The following is a 16,316-nucleotide window of genomic DNA, read 5'->3' as shown; positions in this document are numbered from 1 at the left end:
CGGCCTCCTTGTCCACGACGTTGCTGCTGCGCAGCGCGTCGAGGAGCTTGGTCTTTCCGTGGTCGACGTGACCCATGACGGTGACGACCGGCGGACGTGCCGCGAGGTCGTCCTCGTTGCCCTCGTCCTCGCCGAACTCGAGGTCGAACGACTCGAGCAGCTCGCGGTCCTCTTCCTCCGGCGAGATGACCTCGACCTTGTAGTTGAGCTCTTCACCGAGGAGCAGCAGCGTCTCGTCGTTGGCCGACTGCGTGGCCGTGACGATTTCGCCAAGGTGGAACAGCACCTCGACGAGTGATGCGGAGTCGCCGCCGATCTTGTCGGCGAAGTCGGCCAGGGACGATCCGCGGGTGAGGCGCACGGTCTCGCCGTTGCCCCTGCGGACACGGACGCCGCCGATGGCGGGCGCCTGCATCTGGTCGTACTCCTGACGCTTCGCGCGCTTGCTCTTGCGTCCACGTCGGACCGGTCCACCGGCGCGACCGAACGCGCCCTGGGTGCCGCCACGAGTGTTGCGGCCACCGGGACCTCCGGTGCGCGGGGGGCCGCTGAAGCCGCCACCCGGTGTACCGCCGGGACCACTGCGACCGGGTGCTCCGCCGCCGCCGGGACGTCCGGCGAGACCGCCGCCGGGTGCTCCGCGACCGGGCGCTCCACCAGGACCGCCGCGACCGGGCGCTCCACCGGGACCGCCGCGACCGGGCGCACCGCGTCCGGTCGAGGGTCCGGAAAGGCCGGACTGCCGGGGCATCATCGCCGGGTTGGGGCGAGGCATGCCGGGGTTGGCTGCCGGTGCCGCACCGTCACGCGCGGCCGGCGGGCGCGGAGCGCGCTGCATGCCCTGCGTGGACGAGAACGGGTTGTTGCCGGGCCGGGCGCCGGGCGTGCGAGGACCGGGACGTGGTCCTCCGGCCGCGGGCGCCTCTCCCTCGGCCGCTGCCGACGCGGCGGGAGCCTCGACCTCAGCCGGACTCTCGGCTGGTTCCTCGGGGGCCGGGGCCGCCGCGACGGGAGGTGCGGGCTCGGGCTCAGGTGTCGGCGCGACGCGGGGTCCGGGCATGGGGCCGGGGACGCGCGTCGGTGCCGCCGGGGTCGCTTGTGCCGCGGCCGGGGCAACCTCGGCAGGGCGGGCGTCAGCAACCGGTGCGGCGGCAACCGGAGGAGCATCGACGGGCGCGGCCGCGGCCTCCTTCTTGGGCGCTGCCTTGGCGGCCTTCTTGGCGCCCTGCGCTCGCAGGGCTTCTCCGTGCACCTCGTTGAGGCGACGGACGACGGGGGCTTCGACGGTCGAGGAGGCCGACTTCACGTACTCACCCATGTCTTTCAGGGTGGACAGGACGACCTTGCTCTCAACACCGAACTCGCGCGCGAGCTCGTGGACTCTTACAGCCACTCTTCTCCTTCAGGGGGGTCCGACCCCGAGGAGGATCAGACCACTAGTTGATGTTCGGACTCATTGCGCAGTACTCATTGCGCAGTACTCATCGGCCGGAAGCCGTTCGTGCAGTCATGAGCGGATGCTCCGATTCGTCTCGCGGAGCGCATGGTGCGCTCCTCGTGGTCATTCAGCTGATTCGTGGATCACCGTCGCGAGGGAGTCCAGGTCGAGCGGTCCTTCGACTCGAAGGGCCCGACCGAACGCCTTGCGGCGAGTCGCCAGCTCCAGGCACCGGATCGCGGGGTGCAGATGCGCCCCCCGTCCCGGCATCGTGCCCCGCAGATCGGGTGTCACGACCGTGGCCGTGGACCCTTGAACTGCGACGACTCGCACCAGAGTGGACTTGTCCGAACGCTTTCGACAACCGATGCACGTCCGAACAACCTTGGCCAGTCTACCCGTTTCGCGAAGCGGTTGCGCCACTGGTTCCTGACCCATCATTTCGGGGCGGCGCCTCGGTGTCGGACCGGATGTCGATGCGCCAGCCCGTGAGCTTCGCGGCGAGCCTGGCGTTCTGGCCCTCCTTGCCGATGGCGAGGGACAGCTGGAAGTCGGGCACCACGACGCGCGCAGATCGGGTTGCGACGTCGACGAGCGTGACGCTCTTGACCTGCGAGGGTGACAGCGCCTCGGCGATGAACTCGGCGGGGTCGTCGCTGAAGTCGACGATGTCGATCTTCTCGCCGTGCAGCTCGTGCATGACGTTGCGCACCCGCTGACCCATCGGCCCGATGCAGGAGCCCTTGGCGTTGACGCCGGGGACGTTCGCGCGCACGGCGATCTTGCTGCGGTGGCCCGCCTCGCGCGCGATCGCGATGATCTCGACCGATCCGTCGGCGATTTCCGGGGCCTCGAGGGCGAACAGCAGCTTGACCAGGTTGGGGTGGGTACGGGAGACCTTGACCCGGGGGCCGCGCAACCCCTTCTCGACCTCGTACACGTAGGCCTTGAGTCGTTCACCATGCGCGTACTTCTCCTCGGGCACCCGCTCAGAGGCTGTCAGGATGGCCTCGATTCGGCCGAGGTCGAGCATCACGTCACCGGGGTTCCGGCCTTGCTGGATGACGCCGGACACGATGTCACCCACCCGACCGGCGAACTCGCCGTACTTCGACTCGTCCTCGGCATCGCGGATGCGCTGCATGATGAGCTGGCGCGCGATCGTGGCAGCGAAACGACCGAAGTTGTCGGGAGTGTCGTCGAACTCGGCTGAGAAGGCGGGCTCGGGTCGCGGGGGCGGTTGCTCGCCCTCCTCCGGCTCGGGTGGGGTTTCGACTACGAGACGCTCCTTGGCCCACACCGTGACGTGTCCGCTCTTGCGGTCGAGCTCGACCCGCGCGTGCGACTGGGAGCCCCCGGTCTTGTGGTAGGCCGAGAGCAGCGCCATCTCGATAGCGTCGACGACCACCTCGAAGGGAATGTCCTTCTCGTGCTCGAGGGCGCGCAGTGCGGCCATGTCGATGTCCATGTCAGGCGTCCTTCCTGTTGAGCTCGGTTTGCACGAGCGCTGTCTTGATGTGGTCGTACGTCAGCAGCACGGGTTGTCCCTTGACGGCCAGCTCGACGCTCTCGTCGTTGCTGGAGGTGATGCGTCCCTCGACCTTGGAGTCGTCGGTCAGGACGACCTTGACGTAGCGGTCGGCGTTACGGCGCCAGTGCCGCGGAAGAGCGAGGGGACGCTCGACGCCACGGGACGTGACCTCGAGCGTGTAGGGCTGCGTGCCCATGACGTCGGACTCGTCGAGGACCAGGCCGAGCTCGCGCGTGGCTTCGGTGATGTGGTCGATGCCGACCCCGCCGTCGCGGTCGACGGCGATGCGCAGGACGCTTCGCTTGCCGGCCTTGCTGAGATCGACGGCCTCCAGATCGAGCCCGAGGGCCGACACGCACTCGTGGACGAGGGTCTCCAGACTGTCCGTCATGGATCGTCCTCCGTGTTCTGTTGTCGGCACTCGATGCCGTTCCCGCCCGATGCAGTGTCGGCACCACCCTACCGAACCCCGACGGGCTAATCTGCCGTAGTGATCAGCCGTCGCGCACTCCTCGCCACCGGGGCCGTCACCGCCGGCGTCACGGGTGCGCTCGTCGTCGCCGACCTCACCCACCGGCTGGATGATGTCGCGAAGGTGTTGGGGGTCGAGCCCCACCCCGAGCCCGACCCTCGCGACGACCGGCTCATCATCCGGGTCGCCAAGGCGCAGGGGGCTCTGCTCGCCACCGTGAAGGCGACGGACGCCGCACACTCCTCGTTGAATCTCGACAGCTTCGTGACGATCAGCCGGGCTCACCTCCGGGCCGTCGGCCGCGCCCCCTCCTCACCCTCGTCGGAGGTCAAGCCGCCACCGGCAGATGCTGCCACCGCCGTCCGCTCCCTCGAGACGGCGTACTCCGCGGAGTCACGCTCCCGGGCTGGCGATGCCCGACGCGCGGTCTCCCCCGACCTCGCACGCGTCCTCGCCTCGATGTCGGCAGGCCTCGCCCAGTGCGCCAGGTCGGTAGGTGCGCTGGCGTGACGACCACGGCGACGCTGCAGGCCTGGCTCGCGCTCGAGCACCAAGCCGTGTGGCTCTACCCCGTCATCGGAGCGCGTTTCGAACGCCTCACCGAGCGGGCACGCGACTCGTACGAGAACCATCTCCTCGATCGAGACCGGCTACTCGGCCGGCTCCGCGATGATGGCGTGGTGCCGGTGGCCACCGCCCTCGCGTACGACGTCGGGCCGCTCGACACCCCGACGCTGGCCTTGTCGATGGCGCGGCGGCTCGAGCGGTCGATCGCGGCGACCTGCCTGGCCCTGGCAGGACAAGGCAGCGGCGACCTACGCGTCCTGGCGACGGTCGGCCTTCGCCGAGCGGCGCTGGCCGAGCTCACCTGGGGCGGCAATGCGAAGGCCTTCCCCGGCCTCCCCTGACCCCCCGCTTTCCCAGCTTCCGAGGAGTCAGGAACGGAGGTGATCGACCAGGGCGGTGACCTCGACATCGCGCTTCTCGCCCGTGGCGCGGTCCTTGACCTCGACCAAACCGTCGGCGAAGCCCTTGCCCACGACCACGATGGTGGGTACGCCGATCAGCTCGGCGTCCTTGAACTTGACGCCGAGCGAGACCTTGCCGGGACGATCGTCGAACAGCACGTCGAGCCCCGCGGCCTGCAGGTCGAGGTAGGCCTGCTCGGCCCCGGCGACGACTGCCTCGTCCTTGCCGGCGACGATCAGGTGGATGTCGAACGGGGCCAGCTCACGCGGCCACACCAGGCCGGCGTCGTCGTGGGCGTACTCCGCGACGGCCGCGACGGCACGCGAGACGCCCACGCCGTAGGACCCCATCGTGACCGTGACGAGCTTGCCGTTCTCGTCGAGCACCTTCAGGTCGAGAGCCTCGGCGTACAGCCGGCCGAGCTGGAAGATGTGTCCCATCTCGATGCCCCGGGCGAGCTCGAGGGGCCCTGACCCGTCGGGTGCAGGATCGCCCGCACGCACCTCGGCGGCCTCGATCGTGCCGTCAGAGACGAAGTCACGGCCCGCGACGAGGTCGAGCACGTGCGATCCCTGCACGTCGGCACCGGTGACCCACCGTGAGCCTTCGACGACGCGGGGGTCGGTCAGGTAGCGGATGCCGGTCACGCTCTCAGAACCGAGGGCACCGGGGCCGATGTAGCCCTTGACGAGGGCGGGATGGGCCGCGAAGTCGGCTTCGTCAAAAGGCTCGACGGCTGCCGGCGCCACGTGCGCCTCGAGCCTCTTGGCGTCGACCTCGCGGTTGCCGGGCAGACCGATCGCGAGCGGCACCCGATCACCGTCGGGCTGGCGCAGCATCACCAGCACGTTCTTGAGGGTGTCGGCAGCCTCCCAGGGGCGGTCGTCGCGCGGGAACGCCTCGTTCAGGTGCGCCACGAGTGAATCGATCGTCGGGGTTCCGGGAGTCTGCTCCGGGTGCGCTGCCGGTAGCCCGTCCAGCGGGATCGAGTCGGGGACGACCGTCGTGACGGCCTCGACATTGGCCGCGTAGCCGCCGGGTGAACGGACGAAGGTGTCCTCCCCGGTCTCGGCGACGGCGAGGAACTCCTCGCTGGCCGAGCCACCCATGGCGCCAGACGTCGCGCGCACGATGACGTACTCGAACCCCAGACGGTCGAAGATGCGTACGTACGCCTCGCGGTGCGCCTGGTACGACGCCTCCAGACCCTCGTCGTGGACGTCGAAGGAGTAGGAGTCCTTCATGATGAACTCGCGCCCGCGCAGGATGCCCGCACGGGGGCGCGCCTCGTCGCGGTACTTCGTCTGAATCTGGTAGAGGCTCAGCGGCAGGTCCTTGTAGGACGAGTAGAGGTCCTTGACCAGCAACGTGAAGAATTCCTCGTGAGTCGGACCGAGCATCATGTCGTTGCCCTTGCGGTCCTTGACCCGGAACACGTTGGGCCCGTAGTCGGTCCACCGTCCCGACACCTCGTAGGGCTCGCGGGGCAGCAGTGCTGGGAAGCGCACCTCCTGCGACCCGATCGCGTCCATCTCTTCGCGGACGATCTTCTCGACCTTGGCAAGCACCTTCAGGCCGAGCGGAAGCCAGGAATAGATGCCCGGCGCCACCCGCCGCACGTATCCCGCGCGCACCAGGAGCTTGTGGCTCGGCACCTCGGCGTCGGCCGGATCGTCGCGAAGGGTGCGGAGGAAGAACCGGGACATACGCATGCCGCGACCCTACTAGGGGCCGACTCCGCGAGAAGTGGCGGGCAAAGCACCGAAATTCTTCATTGTCGGCCGATATTCGGTGCCGCAGCCGCCACATCGTGGCCAGTGGTGGGGGTCAGGTGCGAGCGGCCTTCATGGCCGTGCGGATCATCGGCAGCTGCAGGGGAAGTCGCGCGACCGTGCCGGCCTTGAACCAGCCGGGAGTCTTCTCGCTGCGCATCGCGCTGACCGTCATCTGCACGTTGGCCGGCAGCACCGCCAGCAGCAGGCCGGCGGACGCGAGACCACCGAGGCGCCGGGTCCGGGGGTGCAGCATCATCGCCGCGCACACGATCTCGACGGCACCCGAGGCGTAGACGAGCTCGCGCTTGTAGGGCAGCGGCTTCGGCACGATCGACTCGAACGGCTCGGGCCTGACGAAATGCCCCACGCCGGAGACCGTGAACAGCGCGGCGAGGAAGGTGATGTCGCGATTCATGGGGCGAGCGTAGCGGCGGACCCGGGGGACGGTCCGATGGGCTCGGCCGAGGTGGTGGCCACCGCAAGGTGATGCGCGTGGCGAAGGATCGTCAACAGCGTGGGGTGTTGACCTCGCTCGGACCGTCGTCGAAGGTCATCGAGACCGTGCCGCTGCGGCATCGTGTGTCGATCGTCTGGATCAGCCGCCGGATCACGCGGCGACAGTTGCCTCTGCAGACGTCTGTCAGAGCAGGATCGAGGCGAATGTCTCCGTGTGCTCGAATCCGACCCGCTCGTACGCTCGTCGGGCGGCCACGTTGTGATCGTTGACGTACAGCGTGACCACCGGCGACACCGTGGCGCGGACCTGCTGGACGACCCCGGCGATGGCCGCAGCGGCGATACCGCGCCCTCGCAGGTCCGGGCGGACGTAGACACCCTGCAGCTGGCAAACGCTGGTCGTGGCAGCCCCCACCTCGGTCTTGAACAGCACCTCGTCGTCCTCGATGATCGCGAATGACCAGCCCTGCGAGATGAGCTGTGCGACTCGGGCGCGGTAGCCACTTCTGCCCCCGGCCTCCGGGTCGACACCGACCTCCTCGGTGAACATCGCGACGCATGACGGGTAGACCGTGTCGAACTCGTCGAGCATCACCCGGCGGACGCGGGGGTCAGGTTCGACGGGGCTGTCGCGGTCGAGCACCATGAACGGCTGGTCGAGCCGGGGCGACCGGGCCGGGCCCCACTGCGCCTCGAGACGTTTCCACAGCGGCAGCACGGCGTCGCGCAGCCCGACGATCGACGACGGCCGGATGTTGTCGCTGAGGGCCTGCTCCGCAAAGGCCTCGATGGCGCCCGGAGTGGCCACGACGGGCACGATGTTGGCACCGGCATGACAGGCCGACACCAGCTCGTCGTCCTCGAAATAGCCCCAGACCTGGCCGCCGAGCCATCTCGCCTGCAGCTTGGTGGCGTCGACCCGGTTGCGGACGAAGAGATTGACCAGGGGGTCTCGGTCGAGGAGCAGGTTCAGATCTGGAAGGTCGCGCGGCGTCAACGCACGAAGGTGCGTCGTCGTCCTGAGCACAGCGCCTCCCCGGAGTGGTGGGACCAGACTACGTGCCGAGGGGGCCTTGTCCCCGTCGAGCCTGCATGGGCCCTCGCGGAACCCGGCTGCGAGGTTCAGCTGACACTGACGGCGGCCGAGCCACCATCGACTGGCTCCATGTCCTCGGCGAGGCGCATGGCCTCCTCGATGAGAGTCTCGACGATCTTGGACTCGGGGACGGTCTTGATGACCTCGCCCTTGACGAAGATCTGGCCCTTGCCGTTGCCCGAAGCCACACCGAGATCGGCCTCACGGGCCTCGCCGGGTCCGTTGACGACGCAACCCATGACGGCGACCCGAAGCGGAACCTCGAGGCCCTCGAGACCTGCCGTGACCTGCTCGGCCAGAGTGTAGACATCGACCTGCGCGCGACCACACGACGGGCACGACACGATCTCGAGCTTGCGCGGACGCAGGTTGAGCGACTGCAGGATCTGGATGCCGACCTTGACCTCCTCGACCGGCGGGGCCGACAGCGACACGCGGATGGTGTCGCCGATGCCCTTGCTGAGCAACGATCCGAAGGCGACCGAGCTCTTGATGGTGCCCTGGAACGCCGGGCCTGCCTCGGTGACCCCGAGGTGCAGCGGCCAGTCGCCACGCTCGGACAGCATCTCGTAGGCCTGCACCATGACGACGGGGTCGTTGTGCTTGACCGAGATCTTGAAGTCGTGGAAGTCGTGCTCCTCGAACAACGACGCCTCCCAGACCGCAGACTCGACGAGCGCCTCGGGCGTGGCCTTGCCGTACTTGTCGAAGATGCGCTTGACGAGCGAGCCGGCGTTGACGCCGATCCGGATCGAGGTACCGCGGTCCTTGGCGGCCCTGGCGATCTCCTTGACCTGGTCGTCGAACTTGCGGATGTTGCCGGGGTTGACCCGGACCGCCGCGCAGCCGGCATCGATGGCCGCGAACACGTATTTGGGCTGGAAGTGGATGTCGGCGATGACCGGCAGCTGTGAGTGCTCGGCGATCTCCTTGAGGGCGTCGGCGTCGTCCTGGCTGGGGCAGGCCACGCGCACGATGTCGCAGCCAGCGGCCGTCAGCTCGGCAATCTGCTGGAGCGTCGTGTTGACGTCGGAGGTCAACGTCGTCGTCATCGACTGGACCGACACCGGGGCATCGCCACCCACGTCGATCTTGCCCACTTTGATTTTGCGGGTCTTGCGCCGTGGAGCGAGGACGGGCGGCGGCATCGCCGGGAGCCCGAGGTCGACCATGCTCGGGTCGGTCATGTCAGCTTGACCGGGTTGACGATGTCGGCGTATATCAGGATCACACTCATCAGCATAAGGAGGGCACCCACGCCGTAGGCGACGGGCAACATCTTGGCGACGTCGACGTAGCCGGGATCGGGCCGGCCGCGGACCTTCGCAATGCCCCTGCGGACCGCCTCCCAGAGCGCGCCCGCGATGTGACCGCCGTCGAGGGGAAGCAGCGGAATGAAGTTGAACATCGCCAGGAACAGGTTGAGGCCGGCCAGGAGCACGAGCACCCGCTGCGCCCGTTCGCTCCAGCTCGGATCGTTGATGGTGAAGGACTCCCCCGCGACCCGGCTCGCCCCGACGACGCTGATCGGGCCGTCGGCCGGACGCTCGGCGCCGAATGCTGCCTTGGTGACCTCGACCATGCGCTGCGGCAGGTGCACGATCGCCTCGGCGGTGCCCTTGACGTACTGACCCATGACGGTGGCGACGTACCCCGGGCCCTGACGTACGTACGACTGGGTGGGTGAGACGCCGAGGAACCCGACGTCGACGGTCTTGGTGGGGTCGTTGACGTCGGTGCGCGCGAGCACGGACGTCGCGACGGTGCGCTCCTGGGCCCGGCCGCCGCGGGTGAAGCCGATGGTGGCCTCGCCGCTGCCGTTGGCACGGATGAGGGCGGTGAGCTGGTCCCACTCCCTGATGGTCGTTCCGTTGAACGTCGTGATCTTGTCGCCGGCGGCGAGGCCAGCCGTCTTGGCGGGAGTCACAGGGTCGTCGGCGGTGCAGGTGCGCCCGGCCTGCGCGTCGCTGATGGCGCAGTCGGACACCGACTGCACCGTGGTCGACGGGGTGAGCGCCCCAAAGCCCATGAAGACGATGGCGAAGAGAAATATCGCGATGACGATGTTGACCATGGGGCCGCCGGCCATGACGATGAGCTTCTGCCACCACGGCTTGCGGTAGAAGAGTCGGTCGAGGTCGTTGTCGTCGACGTGCTCGTACTCGGCGTTGCGCGCGTCGGAGATGAGCTGCGTGAACATGCCGGTGTTGGTCCTGCGGACCTCGTGCGGGTCGGCATCGCGGTCCGGTGGAAGCATGCCGACGAGCTTGACGTAGCCGCCGAGCGGGATGGACTTGATGCCGTACTCAGTCTCGCCGCGCTTGGTCGACCAGACCGTGTTGCCGAAGCCGACGAAGTACTGGGTCACCTTGATGCCGAACTTCTTGGCAGGGATCATGTGGCCGAGCTCGTGCAGGGCGATCGAGACGACGACGCCGAGCACGAAGACCACGACACCAAGGGTGTAGATCAGGGCGTTCATCGTTGCTCCACCAGCTCCGCGGCCCGGGTCCGGGCCCATGCATCGGCGTCGAGGACGCCTTCGAGAGTCATCTCTTGGCGGGCGACGTCCGGGTCTGCGAGGTGCTCCTCGAGGACAGCTCCCACCAGGTCAACAATGCCGAGGAAGTCCAAATCGCTGTCGACGAACGCCCTGACGCACACCTCGTTGGCGGCGTTGAGCACCGCGGGGCCCGTCCGACCGAAGGTGCCTGCCCTCCGCGCGAGCATGACGGCCGGAAACGCCTCGTTGTCGAGGGGAAAGAACTCCCACGTGGCGGGACGGGTCCAGTCGCACCCTGCGGCGGCGGCGGGGACGCGGTCGGGCCACGACAAGCCGAGCGCGATGGGCAGCTTCATGTCCGGCGGCGAGGCCTGCACCATCGTGGCCCCGTCGGTGAACTCGACCATCGAGTGGACGATCGACGTCGGGTGCACCACGACGTCGATGCGATCGAAGCCGATGTCGAACAACAGGTTGGCCTCGATGACCTCGAGCCCCTTGTTGATGAGGGTCGCGGAGTTGATGGTGATGACCGGCCCCATATCCCACGTCGGGTGCGCCATCGCCTGCTCGGGCGTGACATCGGCGAGCTCGGCCCGCGTGCGTCCACGGAACGGACCGCCGCTCGCGGTGACGATGAGCCGGCGGACGTCCTCGCGACGCTCGCCGCGCATGGCCTGGGCGAGGGCCGAGTGCTCGGAGTCGACCGGGACGAGCTGGCCCGGCTTGGCCGCGCCGGTCACGAGCTCGCCACCGATGATCAGGGACTCCTTGTTGGCCAGCGCCAGCGTCACCCCGGCGTCGAGTGCGGCGAGCGTGGGCAGCAGGCCGTCCGCGCCAGCCATGCCGTTGAGCACGACATCGCACTCGGTGCGCGCGACCTGCGTCGCGGCGGCGGGCCCGGCGAGCAGCCGGGGCACGCGGTGGTCACCGTGGGCGTATCCGTGCTTCTGGGCCTCCGCATACAGCGCGAGCTGCACGTCCTCTGCGGCGCTGGCCCGAGCGACGGCGACCAGCGGCACGTCGAACTCGATGGCCTGCTGCGCCAGGAGCGCCGGGTTGCTGCCACCGGCGGCGAGGGCGACGACCTCGAACCGATCGGGGTTGGCAGCAATGACCTCGAGGGCCTGTGTGCCGATCGAGCCCGTCGAGCCGAGAATGGCCACTCGCTTGCGCATGTGGACATTGTCCCGCATCCCGCGTCGAGGGCCTACTTGATCTCCGCCTTGAACGTGCAGGATGGCGGCACCGAGGTGCCGCCATCCTGTGTTTCGACCCGGTCCACGCGAACGACGTGATGTTCTGTCGCACCGCCCTGCGTCCCCCGGGAAGCCTTTACTTGACCTCTGACCTCAGCACTGCCCACACACCCAGGGCGAGCGGGATCACGAACCAGATCAGCCCGGACGTGCCGAGATGGGCCCACTCCTCGCCGCTGGGCCCACCGTCGAACAACGGCGTCTGCGAGAAGTTGAAGTCGATCCAGGGCCGCAGGTTCTGGAACCAGTCCTGGAACCCTGCGAGGACCGCAAAGATCGACGGCAGGACGAACGAGTAGACGAAGTAGGCCACGATCGCACCGGCGGAGTTCCTGATCAGCACGCCGAGCATGAATCCGACCAGCAGCCCGAAGATGTTCCCCAGGATGATCAGCAGCATGTCGGACACCTTCATGTCCCACACCGCATCGACTCCGGCGATGGCCGAACCGATGATGTTGCCCAGTGCGCCGATCGCGAAGGCCAGCAGCATCGAGACGATCGCCACGAGGACGGCGGCGATGGCCTTGGCCACGATGACCTGCCCCCGGTGCGGGAGCAGGGTGAACGTGATCAGACCCGTCCGCTGACTCCACTCGCCCGTCACGGACAGGATCGCGACGATGGGCAACAGGATCGTCATCGGGAAGCCGACCGCCGCGCCGAACAGCCCGAAGCCGAGGTCGGAGTCGTTGGCGATCAGGATGACGCCGACCGTCGCGATCAGGGCGACGATGCCGATGCTGGCCATGAGCCATGCTCCGGACCGGGTGTCGAACATCTTTCGAAGCTCGACCTTGACCACCCGCAGGAGCGGGATCGGGTCTTTGGTGGTGTCGATCGTGGCGATCGCAGTGGTGCTCATGCCGAGACTCCTTCGGGGATGGTGCGTTCACGTTGGGTGCCAGCGGTGAGCTCGAGGAACATCTCTTCGAGGCCTGCGCCCTCGGCGGGTCGCAGCTCAATGAGGGCGACTCCGGCAGCGGCGGTGAGTCCGCCGACCTCTTCGGGTGTCGACTCGGTGCGCATTCCGCCGTCGCCGGACGGCGCGGCCGTGAGGCCCGCTGCGGTCAGGGCATTGGCCAGGGCCGACGCATCGCCCGCCCTGACGAACGTCCCTGCCGTCTGCAGCAGATCAGCCTTCGTGCCCTCGGCCACGATGCGTCCCTCACCGATGACGATGATCTCATCAGCAATGACCTCGATCTCGTGCAGCAGGTGCGACGAGAGCAGCACGGTGCCACCGCGGTTGGCGTACTCGCGGAGCAGGAGGCGCATCCAGTGGATGCCGGCCGGATCGAGGCCGTTGGCGGGCTCGTCCAGGACCAAGATCTTCGGGTCGCCGAGCAGGGCGTTCGCGATACCTAGGCGCTGCCGCATGCCGAGTGAGTAGTTACGCACGCGGCGCTTGGACTCCTGGGGCGTCAGGCTGACGACCTTGAGCATCTCGTCGACCCGTGACATCGGGAGGCCCATCGTCAACGCACTGAGGGTCAGGATCTCACGCCCTGTTCGTCCGGCGTGCTGTGCGGAGGCGTCCAGCAGGACGCCGATCTGCGTGCCGGGGTTCGGGATGTCCTGGTAGTGGACGCCGCCGACGCGAGCGTCGCCGGACGTTGCGGGCGTCAGTCCGGCGATGATGCGCATCGTGGTCGACTTGCCGGCACCGTTGGGCCCGAGGAAGCCGGTGACGGCTCCCGGTCGGCACTCGAATGAGACATTGTCGACGGCTTTGTCGCCACCGTACGTCTTGGTGAGTCCTTCAACTGTGATCATGCCGCCAGTCTGCCTTGCCCCGGACGCCTCGTGCATCGGTCCGGTGACCATTGTGTGTCAGCCGAAAGTATGAGAGGCCGTAGCCACTCGGCCGTCGTCCAGCAGCCACCTTCGCCCTAGCCTTGGCTCGTGCAGGACATCGACTACCAACCCCGGCTCTCCCGCTGGAGCCAGGTCTGGCGCCTTGGCGTAGTCATTGTCATCTCGGGCTTCGCGTGGGCTCCCATGGCCGAGTACCAGTGGAAGCACAACCACGTGTGGCTCGCGATCGACCTGTCCGTGGGCGCGGCCAGCCTGGTGCTGGTGTGGTGGCGGCGCAGGTTCCCCGTGGCTGTCGCCTTGATCACGGCGATGGCGTCCGCCGTCTCAGGAACAGCGGCGGGACCCGCAACCCTCGCGCTGGTGTCGATGGCCACGAGGCGGCGGTGGCGCGAGATACTGCCGGTCACCGTCGTGACTTTCGCCAGCGCCATCGTCATGGAGTGGCTCAACAAGGGAAACAACGATCCGGCATTCATCACCGGGCCGGTCATCGTCGCGGCCATCGCTGTCACGGTGGGCTGGGGCCTCTACATCGGCTCCCGCCGCGAGCTGCTCAAAACCCTGCGCGAACGGGCCGACTCCGCCGAAGCCGACCAGGTGGCGCGCGCCACCCAGGCTCGGACGAACGAGCGCGCCCGCATCGCACGGGAGATGCATGACGTCCTCGCCCACCGCATCTCGCTCGTCACGATGCACGCCGGTGCCCTGACGTTTCGCCGAGACCTCGACGCCGAACAGATGCGAGACACTGCCGCCATCATCCAGGAGAACTCGCACCAGGCCCTCGTCGAGCTGCGTGCGGTGCTCGGCATCCTGCGCGAGGAGCCCGGCGATGCCGCTCCCGAGCTTCCCCAGCCCTCGGCCGAGGACCTGCCCGACCTGATACTGGAGGCCGGCCGATCTGGCATGCGCATCGAGACCGAGCGGGGTTTCGTGCTCGACGACGTGCCCGAGATGCTCGGGCGCACCCTTTACCGCGTCGTTCAGGAGGGTCTGACCAACGCCCGCAAGCATGCGCCCGACACCCGCGTCACCGTCAACCTCGATGGCGGACCCGCAGACGGCCTGACCGTCGAGGTGCGCAACCCGTTGCGCATCGGCTCGGCGATGACGGGTGCCCCTGCCTCGGGCCTCGGACTGATCGGCCTCACCGAGCGCACGACCTTGGCCGGCGGGCGCATGTCACACCTTGTGTCGGCCGACCGCGAGTTCGTCCTGCGCGCCTGGCTACCGTGGCCCTCATGACGGTGCGCGTGCTGCTGGCCGATGATGACGCCCTCGTGCGTGCGGGCCTGGCCCTGATGCTCGGCGGGTCGGACGCCATCACCGTGGTTGGCGAGGCGGCCAACGGGCAGCAGGCTCTCGACGCTGTCAAGGCGGGCGGCATCGACGTCGTGCTGATGGACATCCGCATGCCGGTCATGGACGGCATCGAGGCCACGTCACTGGTACGGAGCCTCGACGGTGCGCCCAAGGTCATCGTCCTGACGACCTTCGATGCCGACGAGTACGTCGTGCGGGCCCTGGCTGCCGGTGCCACGGGCTTCCTGCTCAAGGACACACCTCCGTCCGACATCGTCGCCGCCGTCGGCAAGGTGGCCGCGGGCGAGCCGATGCTCTCCCCCACGATCACGGTGCAGCTCATCCGCCAGGTCACCGATGCTGCACCCGACCACCGGGCCGGGGAGGCTCTGGCCAGGCTCTCGTGCCTGACGGAGCGGGAGAAGGGGGTGGCCGTCGCGATCGGGCGCGGCTCGTCCAACGCCGAGATCGCCACTGCCCTGCACCTGAGCGTCGCCACCGTCAAGGCACACATCTCCCACATCTTCACCAAGCTCGACGCGACCAACCGGGTGCAGGTCGCGATCACGATGCACCAGGCCGGTCTCCTCTAGCCTGCCCCTCGTGGGTCATCACCACCGATCGGCGTCCCCGGGGTCTTGACGCTGATGACGTCACATGTCCGAGCCCGGCGGCCACGGCCGTGCAGCCATATCGTGGACACATGCCCTCTCCCTTCACGTCTGCGCTCGACGCCCTGCTCGACAAGTCGGTGCTGCTCGGATACTCATCGATCGGTCCGGCAGTGCGTCGCCGGTGGTGGCCCGCCGACCCGCCCGTCGGCTCGTTGACCGGTCGCCATGTCGTCGTCACCGGGGCCAGCGGAGGTCTGGGACAGGCCGCGGCGACGGGTATCGCTCGCTACGGCGCGACGGTGCACCTCGTGGGGCGCACGGCTTCGAGGCTCACCGAGTCGGCCGAAGCGATCCGACGTGCCGTGCCCGATGCTGAGCTGCTCGAGGAGGTCTGTGACGTCAGTGACCTCGACGCCGTGCGGACCTACGCCGCTGAGCTTCGCGGCAGGCTCGGCGCCCTGCACGCGATCGTGCATGATGCCGGAGTCATGCCTCCGGAGAGGTCGGAGTCCGCGCAGGGTCACGAGCTGGCGCTGGCGACCCATGTGCTCGGACCGTTGCTGCTCACCGAGGAGATGCGGCCGGCGCTCGCCGCCTCCGAGTCACCGCGAGTGGTCATCGTGTCGTCGGGCGGGATGTACAGCGCACCGCTCAACGCGTCGATCAGCGACGACCTCGAGTACCGGTATGGGCGGTACGAGGGCATCCGCGCCTACGCCCGAACCAAGCGCCTCCAGGTGACGATGGCCGAGCTGCTCGCCGAACGCTATGCCTCAGACGGCATCGCGGCGCACAGCATGCACCCCGGCTGGGCCGACACCCCCGGCATCACCGACTCGATGCCCAGCTTCTCGAAGGTCGTCGGCCCGATCCTGCGCACCGCGGAGGACGGCGCCGACACCATCGCCTGGCTCACCGCTGCCGATCGCGCGGCCCTGGGGACCGGCCGATTCTGGTGCGACCGTCGTCCCCGCGACGCGTCGTACCTCCCCTGGCAGCACGACGACCCCGCCGCGCGCCGCAGCGTGTGGGAGCAGTGCTGCGCCGCCGTCGGCATCGACCCCCACGTTGCATAGAACATCA

The 16,316-nt window shown here is 68.4% G+C and carries 17 protein-coding genes; 5 read left to right on the top strand and 12 right to left on the bottom strand.

Going from position 1 to position 16,316, the window contains the following annotated elements; genetic code table 11:
- The 4 genes from H7290_RS16925 to rimP all read right to left on the bottom strand — a co-directional run.
- A partial coding sequence (locus H7290_RS16925; protein WP_290515193.1) for a translation initiation factor IF-2 N-terminal domain-containing protein occupies positions 1-1,393 on the bottom strand: 1,393 nt, incomplete at its 3' end.
- 168 nt (positions 1,394-1,561) lie between these two features.
- Positions 1,562-1,876 carry a YlxR family protein gene (locus tag H7290_RS16920; protein ID WP_290515192.1) on the bottom strand — a complete coding sequence of 105 codons (315 nt, stop codon included), beginning with the start codon at positions 1,874-1,876 and terminating at the stop codon, positions 1,562-1,564.
- Complete coding sequence (gene nusA, locus H7290_RS16915) at positions 1,833-2,906, bottom strand: transcription termination factor NusA (RefSeq protein ID WP_290515191.1); 1,074 nt, start codon at positions 2,904-2,906, stop codon at positions 1,833-1,835. Before nusA ends, H7290_RS16920 begins: the two co-directional genes overlap by 44 nt.
- A gap of 1 nt (position 2,907) precedes the next feature.
- Entirely contained in the window at positions 2,908-3,360 is a 453-nt protein-coding gene (gene rimP / locus H7290_RS16910; protein WP_290515190.1) for a ribosome maturation factor RimP, read from the bottom strand.
- Between the two features lie 99 nt (positions 3,361-3,459).
- Here rimP and H7290_RS16905 point away from each other — a divergent pair, with 99 nt between their 5' ends.
- Together H7290_RS16905 and H7290_RS16900 are read left to right on the top strand one after the other, a co-directional pair.
- A complete protein-coding gene (locus H7290_RS16905) occupies positions 3,460-3,951 on the top strand; it encodes a hypothetical protein (protein WP_290515189.1) in 492 nt (163 codons plus the stop codon).
- Complete coding sequence (locus H7290_RS16900) at positions 3,948-4,349, top strand: DUF4439 domain-containing protein (protein WP_290515188.1); 402 nt, start codon at positions 3,948-3,950, stop codon at positions 4,347-4,349. The genes H7290_RS16905 and H7290_RS16900 overlap by 4 nt, the downstream gene beginning before the upstream one ends.
- A 27-nt stretch (positions 4,350-4,376) precedes the next feature.
- Here H7290_RS16900 and H7290_RS16895 read toward each other — a convergent pair whose 3' ends face one another.
- From H7290_RS16895 to H7290_RS16860, 8 genes are all read right to left on the bottom strand, one after another.
- A complete protein-coding gene (locus H7290_RS16895) occupies positions 4,377-6,116 on the bottom strand; it encodes a proline--tRNA ligase (protein WP_290515196.1) in 1,740 nt (579 codons plus the stop codon).
- A 121-nt stretch (positions 6,117-6,237) separates the two neighbouring features.
- Positions 6,238-6,600, bottom strand: a complete 363-nt coding sequence (locus H7290_RS16890) for a MauE/DoxX family redox-associated membrane protein (RefSeq protein ID WP_290515187.1) — start codon at positions 6,598-6,600, stop codon at positions 6,238-6,240.
- Positions 6,601-6,825: 225 nt separating this feature from the next.
- The gene (locus H7290_RS16885) at positions 6,826-7,668 is read right to left on the bottom strand and encodes a GNAT family N-acetyltransferase (protein WP_290515186.1); all 843 of its coding nucleotides are present in this window, start codon (positions 7,666-7,668) and stop codon (positions 6,826-6,828) included.
- 95 nt (positions 7,669-7,763) lie between these two features.
- Positions 7,764-8,924, bottom strand: a complete 1,161-nt coding sequence (ispG, locus tag H7290_RS16880; RefSeq protein ID WP_290515185.1) for a flavodoxin-dependent (E)-4-hydroxy-3-methylbut-2-enyl-diphosphate synthase — start codon at positions 8,922-8,924, stop codon at positions 7,764-7,766.
- Positions 8,921-10,219, bottom strand: coding sequence for an RIP metalloprotease (locus H7290_RS16875; protein ID WP_290515184.1), 1,299 nt, complete (start codon positions 10,217-10,219; stop codon positions 8,921-8,923). Before H7290_RS16875 ends, ispG begins: the two co-directional genes overlap by 4 nt.
- Complete coding sequence (gene dxr / locus H7290_RS16870; RefSeq protein ID WP_290515183.1) at positions 10,216-11,418, bottom strand: 1-deoxy-D-xylulose-5-phosphate reductoisomerase; 1,203 nt, start codon at positions 11,416-11,418, stop codon at positions 10,216-10,218. Before dxr ends, H7290_RS16875 begins: the two co-directional genes overlap by 4 nt.
- Positions 11,419-11,575: 157 nt before the next feature.
- Positions 11,576-12,364, bottom strand: coding sequence for an ABC transporter permease (locus tag H7290_RS16865; protein ID WP_290515182.1), 789 nt, complete (start codon positions 12,362-12,364; stop codon positions 11,576-11,578).
- On the bottom strand, positions 12,361-13,275 hold the full coding sequence (locus H7290_RS16860; protein WP_290515181.1) for an ATP-binding cassette domain-containing protein: 915 nt from the start codon (positions 13,273-13,275) through the stop codon (positions 12,361-12,363). Before H7290_RS16860 ends, H7290_RS16865 begins: the two co-directional genes overlap by 4 nt.
- Positions 13,276-13,404: 129 nt before the next feature.
- Here H7290_RS16860 and H7290_RS16855 point away from each other — a divergent pair, with 129 nt between their 5' ends.
- The 3 genes from H7290_RS16855 (at position 13,405) to H7290_RS16845 (ending at position 16,309) form a co-directional block, all read left to right on the top strand.
- Entirely contained in the window at positions 13,405-14,562 is a 1,158-nt protein-coding gene (locus H7290_RS16855; RefSeq protein WP_290515180.1) for a histidine kinase, read from the top strand.
- Complete coding sequence (locus tag H7290_RS16850) at positions 14,559-15,212, top strand: response regulator transcription factor (RefSeq protein WP_290515179.1); 654 nt, start codon at positions 14,559-14,561, stop codon at positions 15,210-15,212. The genes H7290_RS16855 and H7290_RS16850 overlap by 4 nt, the downstream gene beginning before the upstream one ends.
- A 110-nt stretch (positions 15,213-15,322) precedes the next feature.
- Complete coding sequence (locus tag H7290_RS16845) at positions 15,323-16,309, top strand: SDR family NAD(P)-dependent oxidoreductase (protein WP_290515178.1); 987 nt, start codon at positions 15,323-15,325, stop codon at positions 16,307-16,309.
- Positions 16,310-16,316: the final 7 nt, after the last annotated feature.

It is taken from the genome of Aeromicrobium sp. (genome assembly GCF_014378035.1).
Taxonomy (GTDB): domain Bacteria; phylum Actinomycetota; class Actinomycetes; order Propionibacteriales; family Nocardioidaceae; genus Aeromicrobium.
The sequence above is the reverse complement of the archived record's forward strand: the minus strand, read 5'-3'. Positions and strand labels throughout refer to the sequence as shown.

Bases quoted from the DNA above. Each gene is read 5' to 3' on its own strand.
- H7290_RS16850 (WP_290515179.1), top strand. From the start codon at position 14,559: ATGACGGTGCGCGTGCTGCTGGCCGATGATGACGCCCTCGTGCGTGCG.
- nusA (WP_290515191.1), bottom strand. From the start codon at position 2,906: ATGGACATCGACATGGCCGCACTGCGCGCCCTCGAGCACGAGAAGGAC.
- H7290_RS16890 (WP_290515187.1), bottom strand. From the start codon at position 6,600: ATGAATCGCGACATCACCTTCCTCGCCGCGCTGTTCACGGTCTCCGGC.
- H7290_RS16865 (WP_290515182.1), bottom strand. From the start codon at position 12,364: ATGAGCACCACTGCGATCGCCACGATCGACACCACCAAAGACCCGATC.
- H7290_RS16875 (WP_290515184.1), bottom strand. From the start codon at position 10,219: ATGAACGCCCTGATCTACACCCTTGGTGTCGTGGTCTTCGTGCTCGGC.
- H7290_RS16920 (WP_290515192.1), bottom strand. From the start codon at position 1,876: ATGGGTCAGGAACCAGTGGCGCAACCGCTTCGCGAAACGGGTAGACTG.
- dxr (WP_290515183.1), bottom strand. From the start codon at position 11,418: ATGCGCAAGCGAGTGGCCATTCTCGGCTCGACGGGCTCGATCGGCACA.
- rimP (WP_290515190.1), bottom strand. From the start codon at position 3,360: ATGACGGACAGTCTGGAGACCCTCGTCCACGAGTGCGTGTCGGCCCTC.
- H7290_RS16895 (WP_290515196.1), bottom strand. From the start codon at position 6,116: ATGTCCCGGTTCTTCCTCCGCACCCTTCGCGACGATCCGGCCGACGCC.
- H7290_RS16860 (WP_290515181.1), bottom strand. From the start codon at position 13,275: ATGATCACAGTTGAAGGACTCACCAAGACGTACGGTGGCGACAAAGCC.
- ispG (WP_290515185.1), bottom strand. From the start codon at position 8,924: ATGACCGACCCGAGCATGGTCGACCTCGGGCTCCCGGCGATGCCGCCG.
- H7290_RS16845 (WP_290515178.1), top strand. From the start codon at position 15,323: ATGCCCTCTCCCTTCACGTCTGCGCTCGACGCCCTGCTCGACAAGTCG.